Annotated in this window: 24 protein-coding genes, 2 pseudogenes and 1 riboswitch; of the genes and pseudogenes, 20 read left to right on the plus strand and 6 right to left on the minus strand. The window is 54.4% G+C overall.

Annotated elements, in window-relative coordinates; all coding sequences use genetic code 11:
* The first annotated feature begins 130 nt into the window (after positions 1–130).
* From comGA to NSS88_RS13915, 8 genes are all read left to right on the plus strand, one after another.
* The gene (gene comGA / locus NSS88_RS13880) at positions 131–1,204 is read left to right on the plus strand and encodes a competence type IV pilus ATPase ComGA (protein WP_011231917.1); all 1,074 of its coding nucleotides are present in this window, start codon (positions 131–133) and stop codon (positions 1,202–1,204) included.
* Complete coding sequence (gene comGB, locus NSS88_RS13885) at positions 1,201–2,229, plus strand: competence type IV pilus assembly protein ComGB (protein ID WP_033016395.1); 1,029 nt, start codon at positions 1,201–1,203, stop codon at positions 2,227–2,229. The genes comGA and comGB overlap by 4 nt, the downstream gene beginning before the upstream one ends.
* A 41-nt stretch (positions 2,230–2,270) precedes the next feature.
* Positions 2,271–2,567 carry a competence type IV pilus major pilin ComGC gene (gene comGC / locus NSS88_RS13890; protein WP_080706542.1) on the plus strand — a complete coding sequence of 99 codons (297 nt, stop codon included), beginning with the start codon at positions 2,271–2,273 and terminating at the stop codon, positions 2,565–2,567.
* Entirely contained in the window at positions 2,551–2,994 is a 444-nt protein-coding gene (comGD, locus tag NSS88_RS13895; protein ID WP_227412606.1) for a competence type IV pilus minor pilin ComGD, read from the plus strand. Before comGC ends, comGD begins: the two co-directional genes overlap by 17 nt.
* Complete coding sequence (locus NSS88_RS13900) at positions 2,978–3,304, plus strand: hypothetical protein (protein ID WP_033016399.1); 327 nt, start codon at positions 2,978–2,980, stop codon at positions 3,302–3,304. Before comGD ends, NSS88_RS13900 begins: the two co-directional genes overlap by 17 nt.
* Before the next feature lie 23 nt (positions 3,305–3,327).
* Positions 3,328–3,729, plus strand: coding sequence for a competence type IV pilus minor pilin ComGF (gene comGF, locus NSS88_RS13905; protein WP_230581369.1), 402 nt, complete (start codon positions 3,328–3,330; stop codon positions 3,727–3,729).
* A gap of 108 nt (positions 3,730–3,837) precedes the next feature.
* A complete protein-coding gene (comGG, locus tag NSS88_RS13910) occupies positions 3,838–4,227 on the plus strand; it encodes a competence type IV pilus minor pilin ComGG (protein WP_033016402.1) in 390 nt (129 codons plus the stop codon).
* A 140-nt stretch (positions 4,228–4,367) separates the two neighbouring features.
* Entirely contained in the window at positions 4,368–4,547 is a 180-nt protein-coding gene (locus NSS88_RS13915; RefSeq protein ID WP_033016405.1) for a YqzE family protein, read from the plus strand.
* A 95-nt stretch (positions 4,548–4,642) separates the two neighbouring features.
* Here NSS88_RS13915 and NSS88_RS13920 read toward each other — a convergent pair whose 3' ends face one another.
* Together NSS88_RS13920 and NSS88_RS13925 are read right to left on the minus strand one after the other, a co-directional pair.
* The gene (locus NSS88_RS13920; protein ID WP_033016406.1) at positions 4,643–5,437 is read right to left on the minus strand and encodes a YqhG family protein; all 795 of its coding nucleotides are present in this window, start codon (positions 5,435–5,437) and stop codon (positions 4,643–4,645) included.
* On the minus strand, positions 5,424–7,088 hold the full coding sequence (locus NSS88_RS13925) for a DEAD/DEAH box helicase (RefSeq protein WP_049626130.1): 1,665 nt from the start codon (positions 7,086–7,088) through the stop codon (positions 5,424–5,426). The genes NSS88_RS13920 and NSS88_RS13925 overlap by 14 nt, the downstream gene beginning before the upstream one ends.
* 218 nt (positions 7,089–7,306) lie before the next feature.
* Positions 7,307–7,395, plus strand: a riboswitch (glycine riboswitch).
* Positions 7,396–7,583: 188 nt separating this feature from the next.
* On the opposite strand from NSS88_RS13925, the gene gcvT reads away from it, so the two are divergent.
* The 4 genes from gcvT (at position 7,584) to NSS88_RS13945 (ending at position 12,891) form a co-directional block, all read left to right on the plus strand.
* Positions 7,584–8,681 (plus strand): glycine cleavage system aminomethyltransferase GcvT, encoded by a 1,098-nt coding sequence (gene gcvT / locus NSS88_RS13930; protein WP_033016486.1) that lies wholly within the window; start codon positions 7,584–7,586, stop codon positions 8,679–8,681.
* 31 nt (positions 8,682–8,712) lie between these two features.
* Positions 8,713–10,059, plus strand: coding sequence for an aminomethyl-transferring glycine dehydrogenase subunit GcvPA (gene gcvPA, locus NSS88_RS13935; protein ID WP_049625172.1), 1,347 nt, complete (start codon positions 8,713–8,715; stop codon positions 10,057–10,059).
* Positions 10,052–11,518 (plus strand): aminomethyl-transferring glycine dehydrogenase subunit GcvPB, encoded by a 1,467-nt coding sequence (gene gcvPB, locus NSS88_RS13940; RefSeq protein ID WP_033010187.1) that lies wholly within the window; start codon positions 10,052–10,054, stop codon positions 11,516–11,518. Before gcvPA ends, gcvPB begins: the two co-directional genes overlap by 8 nt.
* Before the next feature lie 182 nt (positions 11,519–11,700).
* Complete coding sequence (locus tag NSS88_RS13945) at positions 11,701–12,891, plus strand: ROK family transcriptional regulator (protein WP_064213575.1); 1,191 nt, start codon at positions 11,701–11,703, stop codon at positions 12,889–12,891.
* A 58-nt stretch (positions 12,892–12,949) separates the two neighbouring features.
* Here the strand turns inward: NSS88_RS13945 and NSS88_RS13950 are convergent, their stop codons facing one another.
* Positions 12,950–13,324, minus strand: a complete 375-nt coding sequence (locus NSS88_RS13950) for a rhodanese-like domain-containing protein (protein WP_033016410.1) — start codon at positions 13,322–13,324, stop codon at positions 12,950–12,952.
* 149 nt (positions 13,325–13,473) lie between these two features.
* Here NSS88_RS13950 and NSS88_RS13955 point away from each other — a divergent pair, with 149 nt between their 5' ends.
* From NSS88_RS13955 to NSS88_RS13970, 3 genes and pseudogenes are all read left to right on the plus strand, one after another.
* Positions 13,474–14,313, plus strand: coding sequence for a lipoate--protein ligase family protein (locus NSS88_RS13955; protein WP_033010185.1), 840 nt, complete (start codon positions 13,474–13,476; stop codon positions 14,311–14,313).
* A gap of 253 nt (positions 14,314–14,566) precedes the next feature.
* Complete coding sequence (locus tag NSS88_RS13960) at positions 14,567–17,140, plus strand: vitamin B12-dependent ribonucleotide reductase (RefSeq protein WP_049624630.1); 2,574 nt, start codon at positions 14,567–14,569, stop codon at positions 17,138–17,140.
* 242 nt (positions 17,141–17,382) lie between these two features.
* A pseudogene (locus tag NSS88_RS13970) lies at positions 17,383–17,622 on the plus strand (spore gernimation protein); the annotation flags it as partial.
* A 44-nt stretch (positions 17,623–17,666) separates the two neighbouring features.
* On the opposite strand, the gene NSS88_RS13975 reads toward NSS88_RS13970, so the two are convergent.
* Entirely contained in the window at positions 17,667–18,023 is a 357-nt protein-coding gene (locus tag NSS88_RS13975; protein ID WP_049624628.1) for a hypothetical protein, read from the minus strand.
* Between the two features lie 84 nt (positions 18,024–18,107).
* Here NSS88_RS13975 and NSS88_RS13980 point away from each other — a divergent pair.
* From NSS88_RS13980 to NSS88_RS13990, 3 genes and pseudogenes are all read left to right on the plus strand, one after another.
* Positions 18,108–18,365: pseudogene (locus NSS88_RS13980) on the plus strand (spore photoproduct lyase family protein); the annotation flags it as partial.
* A gap of 127 nt (positions 18,366–18,492) precedes the next feature.
* Positions 18,493–18,918 carry a transcriptional regulator MntR gene (gene mntR, locus NSS88_RS13985; RefSeq protein WP_033016413.1) on the plus strand — a complete coding sequence of 142 codons (426 nt, stop codon included), beginning with the start codon at positions 18,493–18,495 and terminating at the stop codon, positions 18,916–18,918.
* Between the two features lie 89 nt (positions 18,919–19,007).
* On the plus strand, positions 19,008–19,892 hold the full coding sequence (locus tag NSS88_RS13990) for a patatin-like phospholipase family protein (RefSeq protein ID WP_049624627.1): 885 nt from the start codon (positions 19,008–19,010) through the stop codon (positions 19,890–19,892).
* A 25-nt stretch (positions 19,893–19,917) separates the two neighbouring features.
* Here NSS88_RS13990 and NSS88_RS13995 read toward each other — a convergent pair whose 3' ends face one another.
* Positions 19,918–20,274: an SA1362 family protein gene (locus NSS88_RS13995; protein WP_049624626.1), complete on the minus strand. Its 357-nt coding sequence runs from the start codon at positions 20,272–20,274 to the stop codon at positions 19,918–19,920.
* Positions 20,275–20,294: 20 nt separating this feature from the next.
* Positions 20,295–21,224: a DUF1385 domain-containing protein gene (locus NSS88_RS14000; protein WP_033016420.1), complete on the minus strand. Its 930-nt coding sequence runs from the start codon at positions 21,222–21,224 to the stop codon at positions 20,295–20,297.
* Positions 21,225–21,410: 186 nt separating this feature from the next.
* On the opposite strand from NSS88_RS14000, the gene NSS88_RS14005 reads away from it, so the two are divergent.
* The gene (locus tag NSS88_RS14005; RefSeq protein ID WP_033016421.1) at positions 21,411–21,941 is read left to right on the plus strand and encodes a YqhR family membrane protein; all 531 of its coding nucleotides are present in this window, start codon (positions 21,411–21,413) and stop codon (positions 21,939–21,941) included.
* A 163-nt stretch (positions 21,942–22,104) separates the two neighbouring features.
* Positions 22,105–23,166: a M24 family metallopeptidase gene (locus NSS88_RS14010; protein WP_033009385.1), complete on the plus strand. Its 1,062-nt coding sequence runs from the start codon at positions 22,105–22,107 to the stop codon at positions 23,164–23,166.
* The last annotated feature ends 2 nt before the right edge of the window (positions 23,167–23,168 follow it).

Genomic DNA, 23,168 nt, shown 5'->3' on the forward strand with positions numbered 1-23,168 from the left:
ATGATTTTTGTCACTATTGGCAGTGAGTGGACTGACATTCAAAAAAATTTCACAAAAAAGCTGCGCCAAAAGCAGGATAACGACTCATGCTCGTCGAAATACAAAGCAGTCTGTCGAAAGGAGGGAATATGTGCTGAACGAGATCGAACAAACGGCAAACCGCCTTCTCGCCGAAGCGGTGCAGCGCCGCGCCTCGGATCTTCACCTCGTTCCGCGCCGCCGCGATGCCGCTGTTCGTCTTCGGCTTGATGGCATGCTTGTCGACGTTGGCGTGCTTTCGAAGGAAACGGCGGAACGTCTCATCGCCCACTTTAAATTTTTAGCCGGCATGGACATCGGGGAACGACGCCGTCCGCAAAGCGGCGCCATGGAAGTGGCTGAGTTTGGGGAAACGGTGTATTTGCGTTTATCGACATTGCCGACGCTCTACGATGAAAGCCTCGTCATTCGGCTTCTGCCGCAGCGCTTCTCTCTGCCGCTTCGCGAACTATCTTTATTCTTCCGCTCCACCGCACGATTATTTTCCTTCATGCAGCATCCGCAAGGGCTTGTGCTGTTGACCGGCCCGACGGGGTCGGGAAAAACGACGACCCTCTACACCCTTCTTGATCTTTGCCAAGCTGAAAGGCAACGCAACATCATCACGCTTGAAGATCCGATCGAAAAACAGAACGAACGATTGTTGCAAGTGCAAATCAATGAAAAAGCAGGCATCACATACGCCGCCGGGTTAAAAGCGGCGCTGCGCCATGACCCGGATGTGTTGATGGTCGGCGAGATCCGCGATCATGATACGGCGGCCATTGCCATCCGTTCAGCGTTGAGCGGCCATTTGGTCGTCTCGACGATGCACGCCGCCGATGCAGTCGGCGCCGTCTACCGGCTGCATGAATTCGGCATTCCGCTCGGCGATTTGGCCGAGACGCTGCTTGCCGTCTCTGCCCAGCGGCTTGTCGAGCTTTGCTGCCCGCTGTGCGGCGACGATTGCCATCCATCGTGCGGCCGTCTTGGACGACGCCGGCGCACGGCTGTTTATGAGTTGCTTTGCGGTTCAGCGCTGGAGGACGTGATTCGTTCCCTCTCCAATGGGAGAGGGAAGCCAAAGCGCTCTTATATGACGCTGGCGCGCTTGATCCGCAAGGGGATTGCGCTCGGCTACCTGCCCGTTCGCATGCTTGAGCTCGTCGGAGGGGGAGAAAGATGAAACGCAAAATGTGGCCGCTCGCTGAACAGGCGTTGTTTTTCACTCGGCTCGGCCGGTTGCTCGAGCGCGGTTACCCCCTTGGGCAAGCGCTTGAGTTTTTGGCCATTCAGGCTCCCACACACCGCCGGATGGAAGTGGAACGCTGTTTGCAGCAGCTGCGCGCCGGGCTGCCGCTGTTTGCGGCTGTCGAAGCGCTGTCGGTCGACCGCATGGCGGTTAACCTTCTCTTTTTTGCCGAACGGCATGGCGATTTACCGCGCGGCATGGCAGAGACAGGGGAAGCGCTGGCGCAAAAAGCGCGCTTCTACGAGCAGCTTCACCGCTTCAGCCGCTATCCGCTGTTCCTTCTTTCTTTGCTCATCATCATGCTCGTCTTGATGGAATGGTGGCTGCTGCCGCAGTTTGAACGGGCGGCGGCGGCGTTTTCTCCACAACGCGGGCACACCGCTTGGCTGCTTGCGGTGGTCGCCCATGCCCCTATGGCGATGGCGGCCATCGCCGTCTTGGCGGTGTTCTCTGGGCTGTTTTACACCGCTTATTTCCGCCGCTGGCCGGTCTCCCGAAAACTTCAATTCGCCTTGCGAATTCCAGGGCTTGCTTCGTTTCTGAGACTGTTCCTCACCTGCCTGACTGCCCGACAGCTCGGGCGCTTGCTGCAGGCCGGGTTGTCGGTTTATGATGCGCTCGGCGTGTTCAGCGAGCCGTCGTCCTGGCCATTTTTGCAAATGGAAGGCCGGCGCCTTCGCCACGGGTTGATGAAAGGGATGGCGCTTGACAGATTAATCGGCGCCGCCCGCTATTACGAACAAGAGCTGGCGCTTGTCATCCGCCACGGCCAGTCGAACGGCGAGCTTGGCAAAGAACTTGAACATTACAGCGAGTTTTTGCTGCAGATGATCGAAAAACGGGCCGAGGCTGCGCTGAAGCTCGTGCAGCCGCTTTTGCTGTCGGTTGTCGGGGCGCTGATTGTCGGCATGTATTTGGCCATTTTGCTGCCAATGTTTTCGATGTTGAACAGCTTGTAAAACAAGCGATAACTACATTTGTCGAGCGAGGAGGAATAGTTGTGAACCAAAAAGGGTTTACGCTCATTGAAATGTTGATCGTCCTGATGGTCATTTCCGTGCTGCTGCTCATTGCGATTCCGAACATTGCGAAACATAACAGCATGATTAACGAAAAAGGGTGCGAAGCGTTTCTGAACACCGTGCAGGCGCAAGTGAAGGCATACGAGATGGAACATAACAAAATTCCGACGGTGCAGGAATTGCTCGCTGGCCGCTATATCAAGTCGGACAAATGTCCGAACGGTCATGCCATCCAAATCAGCGCGAACGGCGATGTGAGTGAAAGTGGCTCGTAACGGCGGGTTTACGCTGCTTGAAATGCTGGTCGTTTTATCGGTCGTCCTTTTGCTGTCGGTGTTGGCTGTTCCGGCGTTCGGTGGGGCGGTGCGCCAGCAGGAGGAAGCGCATATGCTGGCCGTGCTGCGCGTCGACTTGTACAGCGCGCAGCAGCACGCCATCGCCCATCGGAGGAAGGTGTCCGTCTTTTTCAGCAATGGACGCGGTGAGTATAGGGCGGTCGAAGGAGGAAGCGGCCGGACAGTCGTTGTCCGCTCGCTTCCTGCGCCTTGGCGGTTTCAGCTCGGCACGCTCCGTAATCCGCTCATCTTTACCGATAATGGCAATATCGAGCAAGCGGGAACTGTTTGGGTGAAAAGCGGCCGGGGCAGCTACAAGGTGACGTTTTTGCTCGGGAAGGGGCGGTTTTATGTGCAAAAAATGTAGCCGCGGATTTTTGCTCATGGAAGCGTTGTTCGCGTTGGCGCTGTTATGGACGGCGGCCGCCGTTTTTCTGCCTATGTTGATGCAAATGGAGCTTGAACGGAACAACCTCGCTCTTGAAGAACAAGCGCAGCGGCTGCTGGCCATTGCGCTGTATGAGGAGCCGCTTGTTGGTGAAACGAAGGCATCGATTGGGCGGACGGTGTTTCGGCTTCGGGCGTATGAGGAAGGAGGGCGGATGTGGAAAGTCTGTGTGCGTTGGAACGATTATGCCGGCCGCGAAAAAGAACGGTGCGGGTACAGCAAGCGATAGGAAGTAAGGAAGGCGGGTTTGCATTGCTTGAGGCATTGATGGCCTTGGCTGTTGCTTTAGCGGTGGCCGCGGTCATCCCGGCGCTGCTTGCTGTCCGCCCGCTCGCCGCAGAGCCGAGCGACGGATTTGCGCGCTTGGAATGGAGGCTGTTTTTGCAGCAGCTGCAAATCGAGTTGAATGAAGCGAAAAAATGGTCGACGGATGGCCGTGTGCTGTACTTACACAAATGGAATGGCGAGACGGTCAGTTTCTCGTTGGTTGCACCAAAAGCGGAACTGATTCGTCAAGTGAATGGAGCAGGCTACGAGACGGCGCTCCGCCATGTGCGGGCGGTGTCCTATCGCATCGGCGCCCATGGCTTGTTTTTGCAAGTGACAGCCGATGACGGCAAGGTGTGCGACGCGTTTGTGGCGCGGATGTTTTAGGCAAGGCGGCGCTAAGCCTGGAACGAAGCGAGCGCATCATTGAGGCTTTATGGCCTCATGCTTTGCGCGGTGTCGGCAAGGAGGAAAAGACGTAAGGGGGGAGGACAAATGGGCCGCCAAGATGGGGTGATTTTCCCGCTTGTCGCGGTCGTCGCGTTGCTGCTAGCGTTTTTTATGACGAATGCCGCACTTTTATACGAGGCGGAGCAGAAGGCGGCGCACGCCGTCCGGCAGGCGGCTGAGGCGGACGAGCTCGTGCAAATGGCGGTGTTTGATGTAAAGGAACAAATTGCAGCAACGGCTGCTGTGACAACGAAACAGGAAGGAAAGTGGACGTATCCGCGCGGGGAGGCGGTCTGCCGGTGGCAAAAGGAAACGGAGGCGAGCGTCCGGGTTTTCTTGACGGTTCGCTCGGCGGCCGGACTGCAGCGGACGGTCGCCTTCACCGTTGCCCTTCCATCGCTCGATATTACGGAATGGACGGAGCAAAACGGGTGAACTGCTCCGCCGGCCGAAATTCATCTCCCGCCTACTCATCGGGCTGTGCCATTTACGTTTCTTGAGGAGGGGACTTCTTTCGGAAAACGGTTAAAAAAGGAAAGATGAGGAAAAACTAAAAGAAAAAAGGGGGGGCTTCGATGGCAGTCAACGACTATGTCAAATTTGTCACCCAGCGGTTCGTCACGTATATGGATATGCCAAAAGAGGAGCGGGCGCGGCGGCGGAGCGCGCGCAAACAAGAGCGGCCGCCGCTCTCTTACCGCTTGTTCGGCATCGTGCCGCTTTCGCTCCGTTTGTTGTTTCGGCGCCGCCTGTAATGGGCGCCCGCTGGCTTGCAGCCGGCGGGCGTTTTTGATGGGGAGGGATGGCGGAATCCGCGCCGGGCTCAGGCGCAGGCTTTTCGCACGGCAGCTCACGATGTGCGAGGCAGCAAGTAAAACAGCCCGCCGTTAATGACGGAAACGGTGATGCGCGGCTTGTACTGTTTTTCAAGCGCTTCTTTCTCGATATAATAACACTCCGGCTTTTCTTCCGTCTCTTTGTAAAACTCATCAAGCAAAGCTAAATCGTCGGCCCAGCGCCGGCGCGCTTCCTCGGCCCATGCATGATCGTCGGCGGCAATGCGGCCGCGGATATATTGCTCGAGGCGGGCGATGCCGCTTGGCGGCTTAATGAGCGGCGAAATTGTAAAACAATAGTCCGGGATTTTCGGCGTCAGCCGGCGCGCGCGGAGCCGCTCGTGGAACGATTCGATGATCGTGCCGCTGATGAGATGAAGGCCGAGAGAGACGATGGCATCTTTTTTTCGGTCGCATTCGTAGGAAATGACAACGTTCATCCCAAGCCATGGATGAAGGGCGGCATGGCTGGCGAGCGGGGCGTCCGGCTCTTCGTACAAACGAATGAAGCTGCCGCGTTTTTGCGCCGAGCGGAACAGCTGATGCAGCCGCGGCGCCCCGAAATGAAGCCGGTCGCCTTTCAGCTTTTCCGTCCGTTCGCTCGGGCGGGTAATCAGCGTGAGCTGCATCGGCTGCGGGACGCCGCCCGTCCGTTCGATGTAATGCCAGTAAAACGGCCGGTTCATCAGCTCTTTATCCATTTCTGGCGTCAGCTGGACCGTCATATAGTCGTCATTCGCTTCCAACAACGTGCACCCGTTGGCGGCAAAATAACGCTCCACAAAACGACGGATTTCATGTTGCTGCATGCCGTTTGCCTCCTTCCTTTCCGAGCTGCTCCGCCAGCTCGATCATCGCGACGATGTTTTCCATTTTGATTTTCATCTCCCCTTCGCTCCGTGAATGAACGAAGGCGTCTTCGAAGTAGCGTTCCAAGTTGGCGAGGTTCATTTTCGCCAAAATGTCGTCCAGCTCGCCGACTACCCGCTCGAACAAGCGGATTTTCTCATAGAGAAGCGTTAAAATATGCTCTTCGACTGTCTGTTTGACGGCGAAGTTGTAAATGTAAACGTCATCTGTCTGCCCGAGGCGATGGACGCGGCCGATCCGCTGCTCAAGGCGCATCGGGTTCCACGGCAAGTCGTAGTTGATGACATAGCGGCAAAATTGCAAGTTGATGCCCTCGCCGCCCGCTTCGGTGGCGATGAACACTTGGGCGTGGTGTTTAAACAGTTCCTGCATCCAGTCTTTTTTGCCGCGCCGGAAGCCGCCGCGAAACGGGACGGATGAAATGCCGTGCTGTTTTAAAAACCATTGCAAATACAGCTGTGTCGCCCGGTATTCCGTAAAAATAATCACCTTATCGTTAATGGAGCGGATCAGTTCAAGCGCTTTTTCCGCCTTTGAATTCGTCGTGACGGCGTTGATTTTTTCCAGCACCTGCTCAAGCGCTTCAGGAATGGCTCCTTCGCATTTCTCCATCATATTTTTTATGGTTAAAAACAGCGCTTCACGGCTGCTGCACGCCTCGCGAAGCAGCGTAATGAGCGAAAACGAACCGGCGAACGGCTCATGGCGGAGCGCCCTCACTGCTTCGTACAGTTCGCGCTCTTCATCCGTAAACTCGATCAACACCGGCTCGACATGGCGCTTCGACCATTCGATCGGTGTATCGGCGCGGCGGTTGCGGATCATTACTTTGTTGACGAGCGCTTTTAAATGCTCGTTCGCCTGCACCGCCCTTGTTTTGCCGTATGTTTTGGCAAACTGCTCGGCGTTGCCTAAATGGCCCGGCTTCAAAAGTGAGACGAGGTTGAAGATTTCCTCAATCCGGTTTTGAATCGGCGTCGCCGTCAGCAACAAACAAAACTTCTTTTTTAAATTTTGCACAAACTCGTAGTTTTTCGTTTTGTTGTTTTTCAGTTTGTGCGCCTCGTCGATGATGATCATATCGTATGGCTGTTCGTAAATGATGGAGCGGTGCGGCTCCTTTTTCGCTGTATCGATCGAAGAAACCACAATGTCGCATTGTTCCCAGATGTAGCTCTTTTTTTGCTGGACGGCCGGGATGAAAAACTTTTCGTTCAATTCTTTCACCCATTGTGAAACAAGGGAGGCGGGAACGAGAATGAGCGCTTTTTTCACAAGGCCGCGAATCATATACTCTTTTAGGACGAGCCCGGCTTCAATCGTTTTGCCAAGTCCGACTTCATCGGCCAAAATCGCTTTGCCGTTCATCTCTTCAACGACGCGGCGCGCCACTTCGAGCTGGTGCGGGAGGATCGTCAAATGCGGCAAGTGCTTAGGCGCCTGCAGGCCGTCAAATTCCGGCACGCTTAAATGATGGGTTGCCTCTAACGCCAGCTCATACATTTCCCAGCTTGCCCACGGCCCGTCTTTTTCAATGCGCTCAAGAAATTCCTTTTTCCACGTCTCGTCCATTTCGATCGCAATGTTCATGTCCATCCCCTTCCCTTGTAACGAATGTTTATTCCGTAAAAACCCTCTTTGTTAGACAAAACAAGAACATTTTGATGACTAATTTCTATAAAAGTTCGATCATTTCCTATTGCCCTTTTTGAGTGGTTAATGGTAGTATAAATTTAGAACATTCGCATGAATGGCGGTCAAGGGCGTTTCTTAGTATGCCCGCTTTGGAAAATTTTATTGATCGGCGGATGACGGCAAGGGGAGAGACTACGGAATGTAGCGCCGAAGGAGCAAGCGGAAACGCGAATCTCTCAGGCAAAAAGACTCTTGCTTGACGCAGCTCTGGAGAGCGCTTGCCTATCGGCGGGCCACCCAAGGGGAAACCGTCGGGACCTCGCTGCCGCCAAGGCGCAGGCAAGCGGCCGACGGGAAACTTTCAGGTGCCAGGACAGAGCCTCTCTTTTTCGCAAAGGGGGGAGTCTGTCCTTTTTTGCGTCATGCATTTCGATGAGGGAGGGAATCGCCTTGTTAAAGCGCACGCCGCTATTTCCGGTATACGCCCGTTACAACGCCAAAACAGTCGAATTTGGCGGCTGGGAAATGCCGGTGCAGTTTGCAAGCATCAAGGAAGAGCATGAAGCGGTAAGGACGCGCGCCGGACTGTTTGACGTCTCCCACATGGGGGAAATTGCGGTCCGCGGCCGCGGAAGCCTTGCCTTTTTGCAAAAACTGATGACGAACGATGTCGCCAAGCTTCGTCCAGGGCGGGCGCAATACACGCTCATGTGCAACGAAGATGGCGGCACGGTCGATGATTTGCTTATTTATCAAAAAGGAGAGAGCGACTATTTGCTTGTCGTCAACGCCGCCAATACGGAAAAAGATTTTGCCTGGCTGAATGAGCACATCGATGCGGATGTCGAGCTTGACAACGTTTCAGCGCAAACGGCGCAGCTTGCTCTGCAAGGACCAGCGGCCGAACGCGTGCTGCAAAAATTAACCAATCTGGATTTGCCGGCGATGCGTCCGTTTTCGTTCCAAGACAATGTGGAAGTGGCCGGCGTAAAGGCGCTCGTCTCGCGCACCGGCTATACGGGCGAAGACGGGTTCGAGATCTATTGCCAGGCAGAGGATGCCATCACGTTATGGGAGGCCATTTTAACAGCCGGGGCCGAAGACGGCGTCCTCCCATGCGGACTGGGAGCGCGCGATACGCTCCGGTTTGAGGCGTGTCTGCCGCTTTACGGCCAAGAATTGTCCGAAACGATCTCCCCGCTTGAAGCCGGGCTCGGGTTTGCCGTCAAAACGGAAAAAGAATCGCCGTTTATCGGCCAGGCCGCGTTAAAGCGGCAAAAAGAAGCCGGACCGCCGCGGCGGCTTGTCGGCATCGAGATGATGGACCGCGGCATTCCGCGCCATGGCTACCGGGTATTTGCCGGGAGCGCTGAAGTCGGATTCATTACGACCGGCACGCAGTCGCCGACGCTGAAGAAAAACATCGGGTTGGCGCTCGTGACAGCGGATGTTGCCGCAGCCGGTCAGGTCGTGGAGGTGGACATTCGCGGCAAGCGCTTGAAGGCGAAGATTGTACCGATCCCGTTTTACAAGCGGACGAAGTCATAAGCAAGAAGTCATAAGCAAGGAGGAAAATACGGTGCTCCATCGTTATTTGCCGATGACGGAAGAAGACAAGCAGGAAATGTTGCGAACGATCGGCGTTGCATCCATTGATGAGCTGTTCGCCGACATTCCAGAACAAGTGCGTTTTCGCGGCGAGTTGAACGTGAAACCGGCGAAGTCGGAGCCGGAGCTATGGAAAGAGTTAAGCGCGTTAGCGGACAAAAACGCCAACGCCAAGCAATATGTTTCCTTTTTAGGAGCGGGCGTGTATGACCACTATATTCCGGCCGTGGTCGACCACGTCCTGTCGCGCTCCGAATTTTATACGGCGTATACGCCGTACCAGCCGGAGATTTCCCAAGGCGAACTGCAAGCCATTTTTGAGTTCCAAACGATGGTATGCGAGCTGACAGGCATGGATGTCGCCAATTCGTCGATGTACGACGGCGGCACGGCGCTCGCGGAAGCGGTGCTGCTTGCTGCCGCTCATACGAAGCGGACGAAAGTGCTTATTTCCGCGGCCGTTCACCCGCAATACCGCGATGTCGTGCGCACGTATGCGAAAGGGCAGAGATTAGAGGTAAAAGAAATTGCGTACGACGGCGGTGTTACCGATCTTCAAGCGCTTGAAGCGGAAATAGGGGATGACGTGGCGTGTGTGGTCGTCCAATACCCGAACTTCTTCGGGCAAATCGAGCCGCTCAAGGCGATGGAGCCACTCGTCCATGAAAAGAAAAGCCTGTTCATTGTCGCGAGCAATCCGCTTGCCCTTGGCATTTTGACCCCGCCCGGCGCATTGGGGGCGGACATCGTCGTCGGCGATATGCAGCCGTTTGGCATCCCGATGCAGTTCGGCGGCCCACATTGCGGGTATTTCGCTGTCAAAGCGCCGCTGATGCGGAAAATTCCAGGCCGGCTCGTCGGGCAAACGAAAGATGAAGACGGGCGCCGCGGGTTTGTGTTGACGCTGCAGGCGCGCGAGCAGCATATCCGCCGCGATAAAGCGACATCCAATATTTGCTCGAACCAGGCGCTGAATGCCCTCGCCGCCTCGGTGGCTCTCTCGGCGCTCGGAAAACGGGGCGTAAAAGAGATGGCGACGATGAACATGCAAAAGGCGCATTATGCGAAACAGGCATTCGAACAGCACGGGGTTGTGTCGCCGTTTGCCGGTCCATTTTTCAATGAATTCGTCATCCGGCTCAACCGTCCGGTTTCTGAGGTGAACGCCCGCCTGCTCGAAAAGGGGATCATCGGCGGCTGCGACCTTGGCGGTGATTATCCGGAACTTTCCAATCATATGCTTGTTGCTGTCACCGAACTGCGCACGAAAGAAGAAATCGATCGGTTCGTCAATGAATTGGGGGATTGCCATGCATAACGATCAACCGCTTATTTTCGAACGAAGCAAGCCGGGACGGATCGCCTACAGCCTGCCGGCGCTCGATGTTCCGGCTGTCGATGTCAGCGAGCTTGTGCCGCCCGATTATTTGCGTTCTGAAGAACCGGAGCTGCCGGAAGTATCGGAGCTCGATTTGATGCGCCATTACACGGCGCTTTCCAAGCGAAACCACGGCGTTGATTCCGGGTTTTACCCGCTTGGATCGTGCACGATGAAATACAATCCGAAAATCAATGAAAACGTCGCCCGTCTCGCCGGGTTTGCCCACATCCACCCGCTGCAGCCGGAAGAAACGGTGCAAGGGGCGCTTGAGTTGATGTACGACTTGCAGGAGCATTTAAAAGAAATCACGGGCATGGATGCGGTCACCTTGCAGCCGGCCGCCGGCGCCCATGGCGAGTGGACCGGGCTCATGATGATCCGCGCTTACCATGAGGCCAACGGCGATTTCAACCGGACGAAGGTAATCGTCCCGGATTCGGCGCACGGTACGAATCCGGCGTCGGCAACCGTTGCGGGGTTTGAGACAGTGACGGTCAAATCGACTGCCGCCGGCCTTGTTGATTTGGAGGATTTGCGGCGCGTCGTCGGCCCTGACACAGCGGCGCTCATGCTCACGAACCCGAACACGCTCGGGCTGTTTGAAGAGCAAATCGTCGAAATGGCGGAAATCGTCCATGCAGCGGGCGGCAAGCTGTACTATGACGGCGCGAACTTAAACGCCATCCTCGGCAAGGCGCGCCCCGGCGATATGGGCTTTGACGTCGTCCATTTGAACTTGCATAAAACGTTCACCGGCCCGCACGGCGGCGGAGGGCCAGGATCGGGCCCGGTCGGGGTGAAAGCTGACCTTGTGCCGTTTTTGCCGAAACCGGTCATCGCCAAAGGGGAAAACGGCCGTTGCTACCTTGACTACGACCGTCCACAGTCAATCGGCCGCGTCAAGCCGTTTTACGGCAATTTCGGCATCAACGTCCGGGCGTACACGTACATCCGCTCGATGGGGCCGGACGGTTTGAAAGCGGTGAGCGAATACGCCGTTTTAAACGCCAACTATATGATGCGCCGTCTTGCCGAGTATTACGATTTGCCGTATGACCGCCATTGCAAGCATGAGTTTGTCTTATCCGGCAAGCGGCAAAAGAAACTTGGCGTCAGAACGCTTGACATCGCGAAACGGCTGCTTGATTTCGGCTTCCATCCGCCGACCATTTACTTCCCGCTCATCGTCGAAGAGTGCATGATGATTGAGCCGACCGAGACGGAGTCGAAAGAGACGCTCGATGCGTTCATCGATGCGATGATTCAAATTGCCAAGGAAGCGGAAGAAACTCCGGAAATCGTTCAAGAAGCGCCGCATACGACGGTCGTCAAGCGGCTTGATGAAACGACCGCAGCGCGCAAGCCGATTTTGCGCTATCAAAAGCCGACAAACTGATCCGTGATACCGACAAACGGCTCGCCCGACAGTGGGCGGGCCGTTTCGTTTGGGGACAGCTGCATTGCTATGGCGGCATTGACAGAAAAGTCGAGTTAGTTTATTATATAAACTAATAGCAATGGCTGATCCATCATTCGCGGTGCATACTAAAAGTCATGACGAAAAGGATGACCGAAAACGTGAGGACAGGGAACATCACTCTTGTCAAAAAAATAAATAAACAGCTCGTCCTGAAATTGATCCGCGACCAACACCCGATTTCACGCGCCGATATTGCGAAAACGACCGGACTGAATAAAGCGACGGTTTCAGCGCTCGTCGATGAGCTGATCGCCGAGCATTTTGTCCATGAAAGCGGCATCGGCGTCTCCACAGGCGGACGCCGGCCGCTCATGCTCCGCTTTAATGCCGACGCCGGTTCGCTTGTCGGCGTCGAGCTCGGCGTTAACTATTTGTACGCCGTGGTGACGAACTTAAATGCTGAAATCATATGGGAGCAGCGGCGTTCGTTCCGCCCGTCCGAAGGGCAGGAGGCGATTGTCGGCGAGATGGCCGAATTGGTTGAAGCCGCGGTCCGCCGGGCGCCGACGACGCCGTACGGCGTAATGGGAATCGGCATCGGGGTGCCGGGCGTTGTCCATACGGAAAGCGGGACGGTGATTTTTGCGCCGAACTTGCGTTGGGGCGATGTGGCGTTGGCATCGGCCTTGCAAAAGCGATGGCCGCAATATCCGGTCATCGTCGAAAACGAGGCGAAACTGGCGGCGCTTGGCGAAAAATGGTTCGGCGCCGGCAAGGAGTTTGCCCATTTTGTGTATATTAGCGCCGGCATCGGCATTGGCGCCGGCGTCGTCCTTCATCATCAGCTGTATCGCGGGGTGAACGGGCTAGCGGGCGAGATCGGCCATCATACGATCGATGTCAACGGCGTCCGCTGTACTTGCGGCAATACCGGCTGCTGGGAAATGTACGCTTCACAAAAATATATTGAACGCCGTTTGGCCGAAGAAGGCCGTTCGGAGTGGCTGGACGACCGCTTTTCCATCGCCGCGATGGCGCTGGCGGCGGAAAGCGATGAACCGTTGGCCGGCATTTTGGAGGAAACGGGGCGTTATCTCGGCATCGGACTGTTGCAGGTGATCTACGCGTACAATCCGGAGGCGATCATTATCGGCGGCCCGCTTGCTCAGGCCGGTGATTTCGTGCTTGATGCAGCGCGCAAAGAGGTGAGGGAGCGCATTCTCGTCAAAAAAGAAAGCGAGCCGTCTATCATCTCCTCCAAGCTGAAAGAGAAAAGCTGCGCCATCGGCGCGGCTGCTTCGGTGCTTGAGGCGGTCGTCCTGCCGCCGGAATTTGAGACGGCTCCTTGACGGCCGCAACAGCAAAGGCGCCTGCCTAGTCCGGCAGCGCGCCTCTTTTTGCCGATCGCTACGCTTTTTTCTTCACTTTCCCGGTCCACGTTTTAAATCCGCCTTTTAAATGGTACAAATCGCGATACCCTTTCCGGTAAAGCATTTGTGCGGCCCGCCCGCTGCGCAGCCCGTTTTGGCAATATAAATAAATCGGCTGGTCTTTGCGCAATTCTTTCATGCGCATGCGCAGTTGGGTCAGCGGGATGTTGCGCGCCCCTAAAATATGTCCAGCCGCAAACTCATCCGGTTCACGGACATCGATCAATTGCGCCTTCCGGTAGCCGGCGCGGAACTCTTCTTCTGTCAATGCTTTGACAATTCTCTTCTGCCAGAAGTACGTAATGACGGAATACACGATGACCGCCCCGAGAATAATGAGCAATGCTTCCACCCGTCATGCCTCCTTTCGCTTTGTCCGCTATTTCCTATTATATAGAGTTGCCGCTCGGAAGCAAAGTGTTTTCGCGATGACATTTTTCTTCCCTTGGCCGGCGTTGTTTGCTAAACTAGTAAAGGTGATTCTGAAAAGAAGGTGGAACGATGGCTAAAAAGGAAGTATGGCGCTTTATTGACTCCGGCGAGGGCTCGCCGTCGTTTAATATGGCGCTTGATGAGGCGCTCTTAGAGTGGCACAGCGAAGGAAAAATTCCGCCGACGGTCCGCTTTTACGGCTGGAATCCGCCGACGTTGTCGATCGGCTATTTTCAAAAAGTGGAGAAAGAAATTGATTTAGACGCGGTGAAACGGAACGGCCTCGGCTTTGTCCGCCGCCCGACTGGCGGGCGCGGCGTTCTTCATGACAAAGAGTTGACATACAGCGTCATCGTCTCCGAATCGCATCCCGCGATGCCGCAGACGGTGACGGAAGCGTATCGCGTCATCTCCCAGGGCATTTTGGAAGGATTTCGCTTCCTTGGGCTTGACGCGTATTTCGCCGTGCCGAAAACAGAAGAAGAAAAAGCGGATTTGCGCAGCCCGCGCTCGGCTGTTTGCTTTGACGCACCGTCGTGGTACGAACTTGTCGTTGAGGGGCGGAAAATCGCCGGCAGCGCGCAAACGCGGCAAAAAGGCGTCATTTTGCAGCATGGTTCGATTTTGCTCGATTTGGACGAAGACTTGCTGTTCAGCTTGTTTAAATATCCAAACGAGCGGGTGAAAGAGCGTCTGCAGCGCGATTTTAAAAAGAAAGCCGTCGCGATCAATGAGTTGACGAGCCGCACGGTGACGATCGAGGAAGCGAAAGAAGCGTTTTACAAAGGATTTGAAAAAGGATTGAACATCGTATTGGAACCGTACACGCTCACCGCCGAAGAGTTGGCGTACGTCGAAGAGCTGGCGCGGACGAAATACGAAAGCGATGAATGGAACTTTAAGCGTTAGGCGGCAATATGGAACATCGCTCCTGTTTTGGCAAAAACGGCATGGCTGGTCCGTTTTTCGCCGTTTTTTGTCTTTTTTTGCTTGACAAAAACGAAATGATCTGTTCTAAATCACAATATATAGTATGATTTTCGTAAAAAATCATACTATATATTGTTTTTTTCTGTTTGATATGGTAAGGTAGAGAAGACAGGGCAACATTGGCAAAAACATGAGAGATTATATAATTATATAAAAGAGGAGAGATAGGAGAATGACGGTGGCGTCGTCCGAAAAAATGAAAATCAATATTGACAAGCTGAACGAGGATATCCGCCTATTTCCGCAAGTGCATCCGATTACGCCGGATATGCACATCACCCATAAAGGCGTATCCCGTTTGGTCATGTTGGACCGTTATTCGTTTAAGGATACGGAAAAGCTGACGCTCACACCGGGCGATTTCGTTGTGTTGACGATCAAGGAGGACCCGAAATTCCCAGCCCGCGGTCTCGGTTTTATCGTCGATATTGACTGGGAGGCGAAAAAAGCGCGCGTGTTGATTGAAGACGAATACCGGCACGTGCTCGAAGGCGAGGAGGCGGAAACCGGCATTGTCCTTCGATCGCTCGACATTATCGACAAGCCGCTCGAGATTTTCTATGAGCAAATCGCCAAGCGCAATGCGACCGGGCTGGCGGCGGTGGAAAAGACCGAAGAAAAGCGGAAAGAGTGGTTCGAAAAGTTTTATCAAGAGCTCGCCAGCTTGAATTTTGTTCCGGCCGGCCGCGTGTTGTACGGGGCGGGTTCAGGCAAGGAAGTGACGTATTTCAACTGCTATGTGATGCCGTTTGTGAAAGATTCGCGCGAAGGCATTTCCGAACATCGGAAGCAGGTGATGGAAATTATGAGCCGCGGCGGCGGCGTTGGGACGAACGGCTCGACATTGCGGCCGCGCCATACGCTTGCGCGCGGGGTGAACGGCAAATCGTCCGGGTCGGTCTCATGGCTTGACGACATTGCGAAGCTGACCCACCTTGTCGAGCAAGGTGGCTCCCGCCGCGGCGCCCAAATGATTATGCTGGCCGACTGGCACCCGGACATTATCGAATTCATCGTCTCGAAAATGCAAAACCCGCGCATTTTGCGCTACCTGCTTGAAAATATGGAAGACGAGGGCATCAAAAAAGCAGCGCGCGACAAACTGAAATTCACGCCGCTCACCGAGCGGGAGCGGACGATGTACGAAGCGATCGTCCGGTACAAAAACGCGCCTGACTACGGCGGCTTCACAGAGGAAATTATCAAAGATGCCGAAGAAAAACTGCGCACCGGCGGTACATACACGGTGCACAACCCGGACTTTTTGACCGGTGCGAACATTTCCGTCTGCTTGACGAAAGAATTCATGGAAGCGGTCGAAAAGGACGAAGAATACGCGTTGCGCTTCCCGGACGTAGAAACGTATTCTGAAGAAGAAATGCGCATTTACAATGAAAAATGGCATGAAGTCGGCGATGTGCGCGAATGGGAACAAATGGGCTACCGCGTCCGCGTCTACCGGAAAATCCGCGCCCGCGAGCTTTGGAAGTTGATCAACATTTGTGCGACGTATTCAGCCGAGCCGGGCATTTTCTTCATCGACAATGCCAATGAAATGACGAACGCTCGCGCGTACGGACAAAAAGTCGTGGCGACCAATCCGTGCGGGGAACAGCCCCTTGCGCCATATTCGGTCTGCAACTTGGCCGCCATTAACTTGGCGAACATGGTGGACAAAGAGCGGAAAGTCGTGGACTATGAAAAACTGAAGCGTACGGTTGAAATCGGGGTGCGGATGCAAGACAACGTCATTGATGCTACGCCATACTTCCTTGAGGAAAACAAAAAACAGGCGCTCGGCGAGCGCCGCATCGGCCTTGGCGTCATGGGGCTTGCCGACTTGCTCATTTACTGCGAAAAAGCGTACGGCTCCGAGGAAGGAAATCAACTTGTGGACGAACTGTTCCGCACGATCGCCACGACCGCTTACCGGGCCTCGATCGAGCTGGCGAAAGAAAAAGGCAGCTTCCCGTTTTTGGTCGGCGAAACGGAAGAAGAAACGCAAAAGTTGCGCGAAGCGTTCATCAACACCGGTTACATGAAACGGATGCCGGATGACATTCGCCAAGATATTTTGAAATACGGCATCCGCAACTCACACTTGCTGACGGTGGCGCCGACAGGATCGACGGGAACGATGGTTGGCGTCTCAACCGGGCTGGAGCCGTACTTCTCGTTCTCGTACTACCGGAGCGGGCGCTTGGGCAAATTTATCGAAGTGAAAGCGGACATTGTCCAAGAATATTTGGACAAACATCCGGAAGCCGACCCGAACCATTTGCCGCCTTGGTTTGTGACGGCGATGGACTTGCCGCCGGAAGCGCACGCCGATGTGCAATGCATCATTCAGCGCTGGGTCGACTCGAGCTTGTCGAAAACGGTCAACGCGCCGAGAGGCTACACCGTCGAGCAAGTGCAAAAAGTGTACGAGCGTTTATGGCGCGGCGGCGCGAAAGGCGGCACCGTCTACGTCGACGGCAGCCGCGATGAGCAAGTGTTAACGTTGAAAGCGGAAGAAAACCGGATCGAAGAACAGCTAGAACTGCTTCCAGAAGAACAAGAGGAAAAAGAAACGAAACGCGCCGTCGTGCTTGTCGATACGATTCAAGATGTGCGCGCCACCGATGTGACGATCGGCTCCGAAATCGGCAACATTTGCCCGATTTGCCGCGAAGGAACGGTCGAAGAGATCGGCGGCTGCAACACGTGCACGAACTGCGGCGCCCAGCTGAAGTGCGGCCTGTAATGGTGATACGGATGGGTTTGGATGGATGAAACGCTGGTTTCCGTAGAGGAACCGGCGTTTTTTTACATAAAAGGCAAAAGCCAAGATGTAGTGGTAAAAGGAGGGAACGAAAGGGGGAGCGTCATGATTGTTCATGTCGTAAAACGCGGGGAGACGCTTTGGCAGTTGGCTCAGCGTTACGGCGTTCCACTCGAGCGGATTGTCGCCGCCAATGAACTGAGCGACCCGAACCGGCTAGCCCCATTCGCTACGGGGCGTCCATCCAATACGATGCGGCGGCCGCCTCGCCGTTTTACCGGTACACGGACGAGCAAGGCCGCCAGCACGAAGTATGGTTTGAAGACGCCCGCAGCGCGTTGGCGAAATTTGAATTGGTGAAAGAATACGGATTGCGCGGAATCAGCTACTGGGTGCTCGGGTATCCGTATCCGGAAAACTGGGTGCTGTTGGAAGACAATTTCCGCATTCGCAAGCGTGGGTAAGCTAAGCAGTTAGAGCGTATGCGCCGGTCATCGGGCATGCTCTTTTATTTTGTTTCTTGGAGTTCGAGCCGCTTTTTGAGTTGATACATTTCCAGATCGTGCTGGCCGATCTTATGATTTAAATATTCAATCGCAATGTTCGCGTTGCGCCAATCATGTGACAGTATCTCGAACATACGCCGATGCTCAGCCAGCTCGTCCTCGATTTTTTTGAAATGGCTGCGCGTTTCGATGATGAAATGGTCCAACTTTTCCTCGAGGCGCTGTTGTCGTTCTTCGAGGCGTTGTTGCCGTTCTTCGAGGCGCTGTTGTCCGGCTTCTAGTCGGTCGAGGCGTTCATGAATCGGCTGCAACTCCTCTTTCAGCACTGAGCGAAGCAATTCGACAAGCTCGTGAGACATTCTGCATCCCCCCTTTCAGCTTAGTTTTATTGTATCATTGCGTTTATGAGCTGTCATGGCAAATCGCAAAGGAGTACGAATGTTTTGAAAGGAGTGGATTTATCTAGTTTGACGTTTGAGCTCATCCAGCATCGGTTTACCAAGCCGGCCAAGCGGGTCATCGAGCAGCGTTACCCGAAAACCAAGCTCGATTTGGACGAATCGAAGCGCAAGTATAAGTGGGGGCGGTACGGCATCGGCAAATACGTGTATCGTGACGAGGAGGCGCAGGAGCTGGAGGAAACGATGCGTTCGTACATTGCCCGCTTTTTCCCGGCGGCTGAGGTGCAGTATTTTACGTAATGCCCCTTTTATGGTACAATAGAAATGATTGCTCTTTTTGTCTGCCAAAAGGGCCGACGCATCGGAGTGACGGTATAGGCCGGGGGATTTGCTGGCGGCAGGCAAACGTTGCAGGAGGGGACAAACGTTGCCGACACCGAGCATGGAAGATTATATTGAACAAATTTACTTGTTGATTGAAGAAAAAGGCTATGCCCGCGTTTCGGACATCGCGGAAGCGTTGTCCGTTCACCCTTCTTCAGTGACGAAAATGGTGCAAAAGCTCGATAAAGATGAATATTTGGTGTATGAAAAGTACCGCGGCCTTGTCTTGACGCCGAAAGGAAAAAAAATCGGCCAACGGCTTGTGTACCGCCATGAGCTGCTTGAGCAGTTTCTTCGCCTCATTGGCGTCAACGAAGAAAACATTTACCGCGATGTGGAAGGGATTGAACACCATTTGAGTTGGAACGCCATCGACCGGATTGGCGATTTGGTGCAATATTTTCAAGAGGACGAACGCCGTCTTGAGGCGCTGCGCGACGTGCAAAAGCGCAATGAGCAAGGGGAGTAAGCGACTGCTTGCTCTTTTTTGTTTTTCGTACTAAACGCCTTTTCTTTCTCTTACATATATATATAAACAGCGAGAAAGGGGAGGCGGCGATGGACATTGATCTCGTCTTTTCCGGCGGCGGAGTGAAAGGGTTTGCGTTGCTGGGGGCGTATGAGGCCATTGAAGAAAAAGGGCTGCGCTGGAAGCGGCTTGCCGGGACGAGCGCCGGGGCGCTGCTTGCTGCGCTACTGGCGGCTGGATACACCGCCCGTGAGATGACGCAGTTGTTCGAGGAGCTTAGGCTGGAGCAGTTTTTGGATGAACGGGCGTCGTGGGTTCCGTTTTCTGTTTGGAAGTGGGTGCGTCTATATTGGCATTTAGGAGTTTATAAGGGAAACGTGTTTGAACAGTGGATCGAATCGGCGCTCGCTGCCCGCGGAGTGCGTATGTTTCGGGATGTACCAGCTGACAGTTTGTATATCGTTGCCTCCGATGTGACGAACGGGCGCATCGTCGTGCTGCCGGATGATTTGGCGATATACGGCATTGACCCCGGCTCGTTTTCGATCGCCAAGGCGGTGCGGATGAGCACGAGCATTCCGTACTTTTTCGAGCCGGTCCGCCTTCACGGACGGGACGGCACCTCCCTCATCGTTGACGGCGGGGTGCTCAGCAACTTTCCGCTGTTTCTCTTTGATGAAGAAAAAGAAACGAAAAAACGGCCGGTGCTCGGCGTTCAATTGAGCGCCAAGCCCGGCCAGCGGCCGAAACGGCGCATTGCCAACGCGCTTGATTTGTACGAAGCGTTGTTTGAGGCGATGAAAGAGGCGCATGACGCCCGCTATATTTCGCGCCGCCATGAAAAAAACATCATCTTTTTGCCGGTGGAAAACGTTCTTGCGACCGATTTTTCCATCGACCTGGAAGCGCGCCGGCGTCTCATTGACTATGGGCGCGAGCGGGCGCGGCAGTTTTTGCAGCGGTGGGCGTTTTGAGCGCCCAAAACAAAAAAGAATCAAGCTAAAAGGAAGCCCGATTCTTTTTTTTGCCTTTTTTGCCCTCGATGACGGTCAAATGCGGAGTCGCCGTTCGCTTTTTCAACGGCCGTTTTAGTTTCGCCGGCTTCGGCTGCTTGTGCGCGGAGCGGGGATGAAGCTTTTTCGACTGCCGCACCGCTTTTAGATACGACAATCGTTCTTTGCTAGTGCGGCGTTGGTAGACGAAACGGTAAAAGAGATAAATCGCGGCTGCAAACAGCGCAACAAACAACAGCTGGCGAAACAGCACCGTCGGATGGGCAAAAAGGGTATACACAATGCCAAGCGTCCCAAGCAAAATCATAAGTCCGGCGAGCGGGTGAACAGCCCTGTGCCGCAATGAATCCACCCCCTTTACGATTACTGCACCGCTTTTTTCGCTTCCGCTTCCGCCTCTAAACGAAGAAGCTGCTGGAACGAAGCGATGGCCACTTCCACTTGGTCGTCGTCCGGCTCTTTTGTCGTCAACCGCTGCAGCCATAGACCGGGATAGCCCAGCCAGCGCAGCAACGGAATGTCCCTCCATTTATTTGTAAACTGCAGCACCTCAAACGAAACGCCGAGCACGACCGGAATTAAGGCGAGCCGGTTCACAATCCGCAGCCAAAGCGGATCGGTCGGCACGAACAAATACAGAAACAAGCCGACGATGACGGTAAATAAAATGAAGCTGCTGCCGCACCGGTAGTGAAGGCGCGAGGCGCGTTGGACATGTTCGACAGTGAGCGGCCAGCCCGCTTCATAGGCGTTGATCACTTTATGTTCCGCCCCGTGGTATTGAAAGACGCGTTTTACAAGCGGCGTCAAGGAAATAAAGTAAATGTAGCCGAGCAATAAGGCAAGCTTAAAAGCCCCTTCAAGCAAAATTTGCCCCGTTTTTCCCGGGATGAGCGGCTTGAAAGCGGCGGCGAGCAACGCTGGGATGAGCGTGAACACCGTTTTGGCGAACAAAAACGAGAGCACGCCGATCGCGGCGGCGCCGAGAATCAGCGTCAGGTTGGAACTGCTTTCGGCCTCCGTCTGTTCTTCCCCTAGGGCGACGTCATACCGTTCGCTTGCAAACTGCAAATGTTTGGCCCCGGTTGCGCTCGCTTCAATAATGGCGACGATGCCGCGGACAAACGGGATTTTTTTGAAGGCGGCCAGCGTCGGATTGGCGCGGCGCGGTGCGGAAAAGTACTCGATCGTTCCATCGGTGCGGCGAATGGCGGTGACAGAATGCGTTTTGCCGGCAAACATGACCCCTTCGACAACCGCCTGGCCGCCGTATAACGGTTTCTCTTGTTTCATCGGGCAAACACCAACCTATTTTTTATGTTTATTATTTTATTCTACAAGAAACGTCCGGAAACCTCTAGGTTGATGTTACTGTTATGATTTCCAAAAAATCCATTATTTACACAGAGGCGGTCATTTTTTTGCTTGATTCATGGGGCGGCAAATTGCAGGTCATACTAACAGACAAGGAGGTGTAGCATGATGGCGGAACAGAAAGGAAAACTGGAGCAAGAAAAAACGGAACGGCCGATGACGCTCGTGCAAAAAACGATTATCACCGGATTTGTCGGCGGGGTGTTTTGGAGCTTGATGGGCTATTTGGCTTACTTTTTCAACTTCAGCGAAATCAGTCCGAACATGGTTCTCATCCCGTGGGTCGCCGGCGATTGGAAATACGGCAAAGCCGGCAATTATGCGGCTATTGTGTTGATCGGCATCATTTCCATTGCGGCGGCGCTTCTTTACTATGCACTGCTAAGGAACATCCGCGGCATGTGGGCGGGAATGTTGTATGGCGCTGCGCTTTGGGTAGTGGTGTTTTATTTGCTCAATCCGCTGTTTCCGAACGTGAAGCCGGTTGCGGATTTAGAGACGAATACGGTCATTACAACGCTCTGCTTGTACATTTTGTACGGCGTGTTTGTCGGGTATTCGGTTTCTTTCGAGGCGCAGGAAATGAACCGGCCGTCGCCAAGCGCTGAACCGCAGGCGGCCAAGGAAGGAAGCTAAGCTGTCGGCCAAAGCAGGCGCATATGGCGGAAACTGCTGCGATCATGGTAAAATAAAGAAGGTTTCCATATTTTTTAGGCGCAGCCGATCTCGCGCATCGGCAACCGCCAACGTATCACATCGCCTTTGTATTACAATATTCATGGGCAGAGGAGAATGAAACATGGAAAAGCTGGAAAGGCTTCGAGCGTTGCTTGAAGAGCAGCATCTTGACGGGCTGTTGGTGACAAACGGCTGCAACCGCCGCTACATTACCGGATTCACTGGCACCGCCGGCGTTGCGCTTGTCAGCCGCCAAGGGGCGGTCTTTATTACGGATTTTCGCTATGTCGAGCAGGCGGCCAAGCAAGTTGAAGGATTTGAAATCGTCCAGCACAGCGGACCGATCGTCGATGAAATCGCGAAACAAGTGAAGCGGCTCGGGATCAAAACGCTCGGCTTTGAGCAGGAGCATGTGACGTATGCGGCGTACAAGGCGTATGAAGAGGCGATTGATGCCGAGCTTGCGCCGACATCCCATGTCGTGGAAAAGTTGCGCTTGATTAAGTCGGAAGCAGAGATTAAGATATTAAAGGAAGCAGCGGAAATTGCCGATGCTGCATTTGCTCATATTTTGTCGTTCATTCGTCCGGGCGTCAAAGAAATTGAAGTGGCGAATGAGCTTGAATTTTTTATGCGCAAACAAGGGGCGTCTTCGTCCTCCTTCGATACGATCGTCGCTTCTGGCTACCGTTCGGCGCTGCCGCACGGGGTGGCGTCCGAAAAAACGATCGAGCGCGGCGAACTCGTCACGCTTGATTTCGGGGCTTACTACAAGGGATATTGTTCCGACCTGACAAGGACGGTCGCCGTCGGCCAAGTCAGCGCTGAGCTGCAAACGATTTATGGCATTGTCCTTGAAGCGCAGCGGCGCGGCATGCGCGGGATCAAAGCGGGCATGACCGGCAAAGAGGCTGACGCACTGACGCGCGATTATATTCGCGAACAAGGGTATGGCGATTATTTCGGACATTCAACCGGCCACGGCATCGGCCTTGAAATTCACGAAGGGCCGACGCTTTCGGCCCGCTCCGATGCGGTGCTGGAGCCGGGCATGGTTGTGACGGTCGAGCCCGGCATTTACATCCCGGGGCTCGGCGGGGTGCGCATTGAGGATGATGCGGTCATTACCGCCGATGGGAACGAAGCGCTCACTCATTCGCCGAAAGAACTGATCATTTTATAACG

The organism is Geobacillus sp. FSL W8-1251 (assembly GCF_038005945.1).
Lineage (GTDB): Bacteria > Bacillota > Bacilli > Bacillales > Anoxybacillaceae > Geobacillus > Geobacillus stearothermophilus.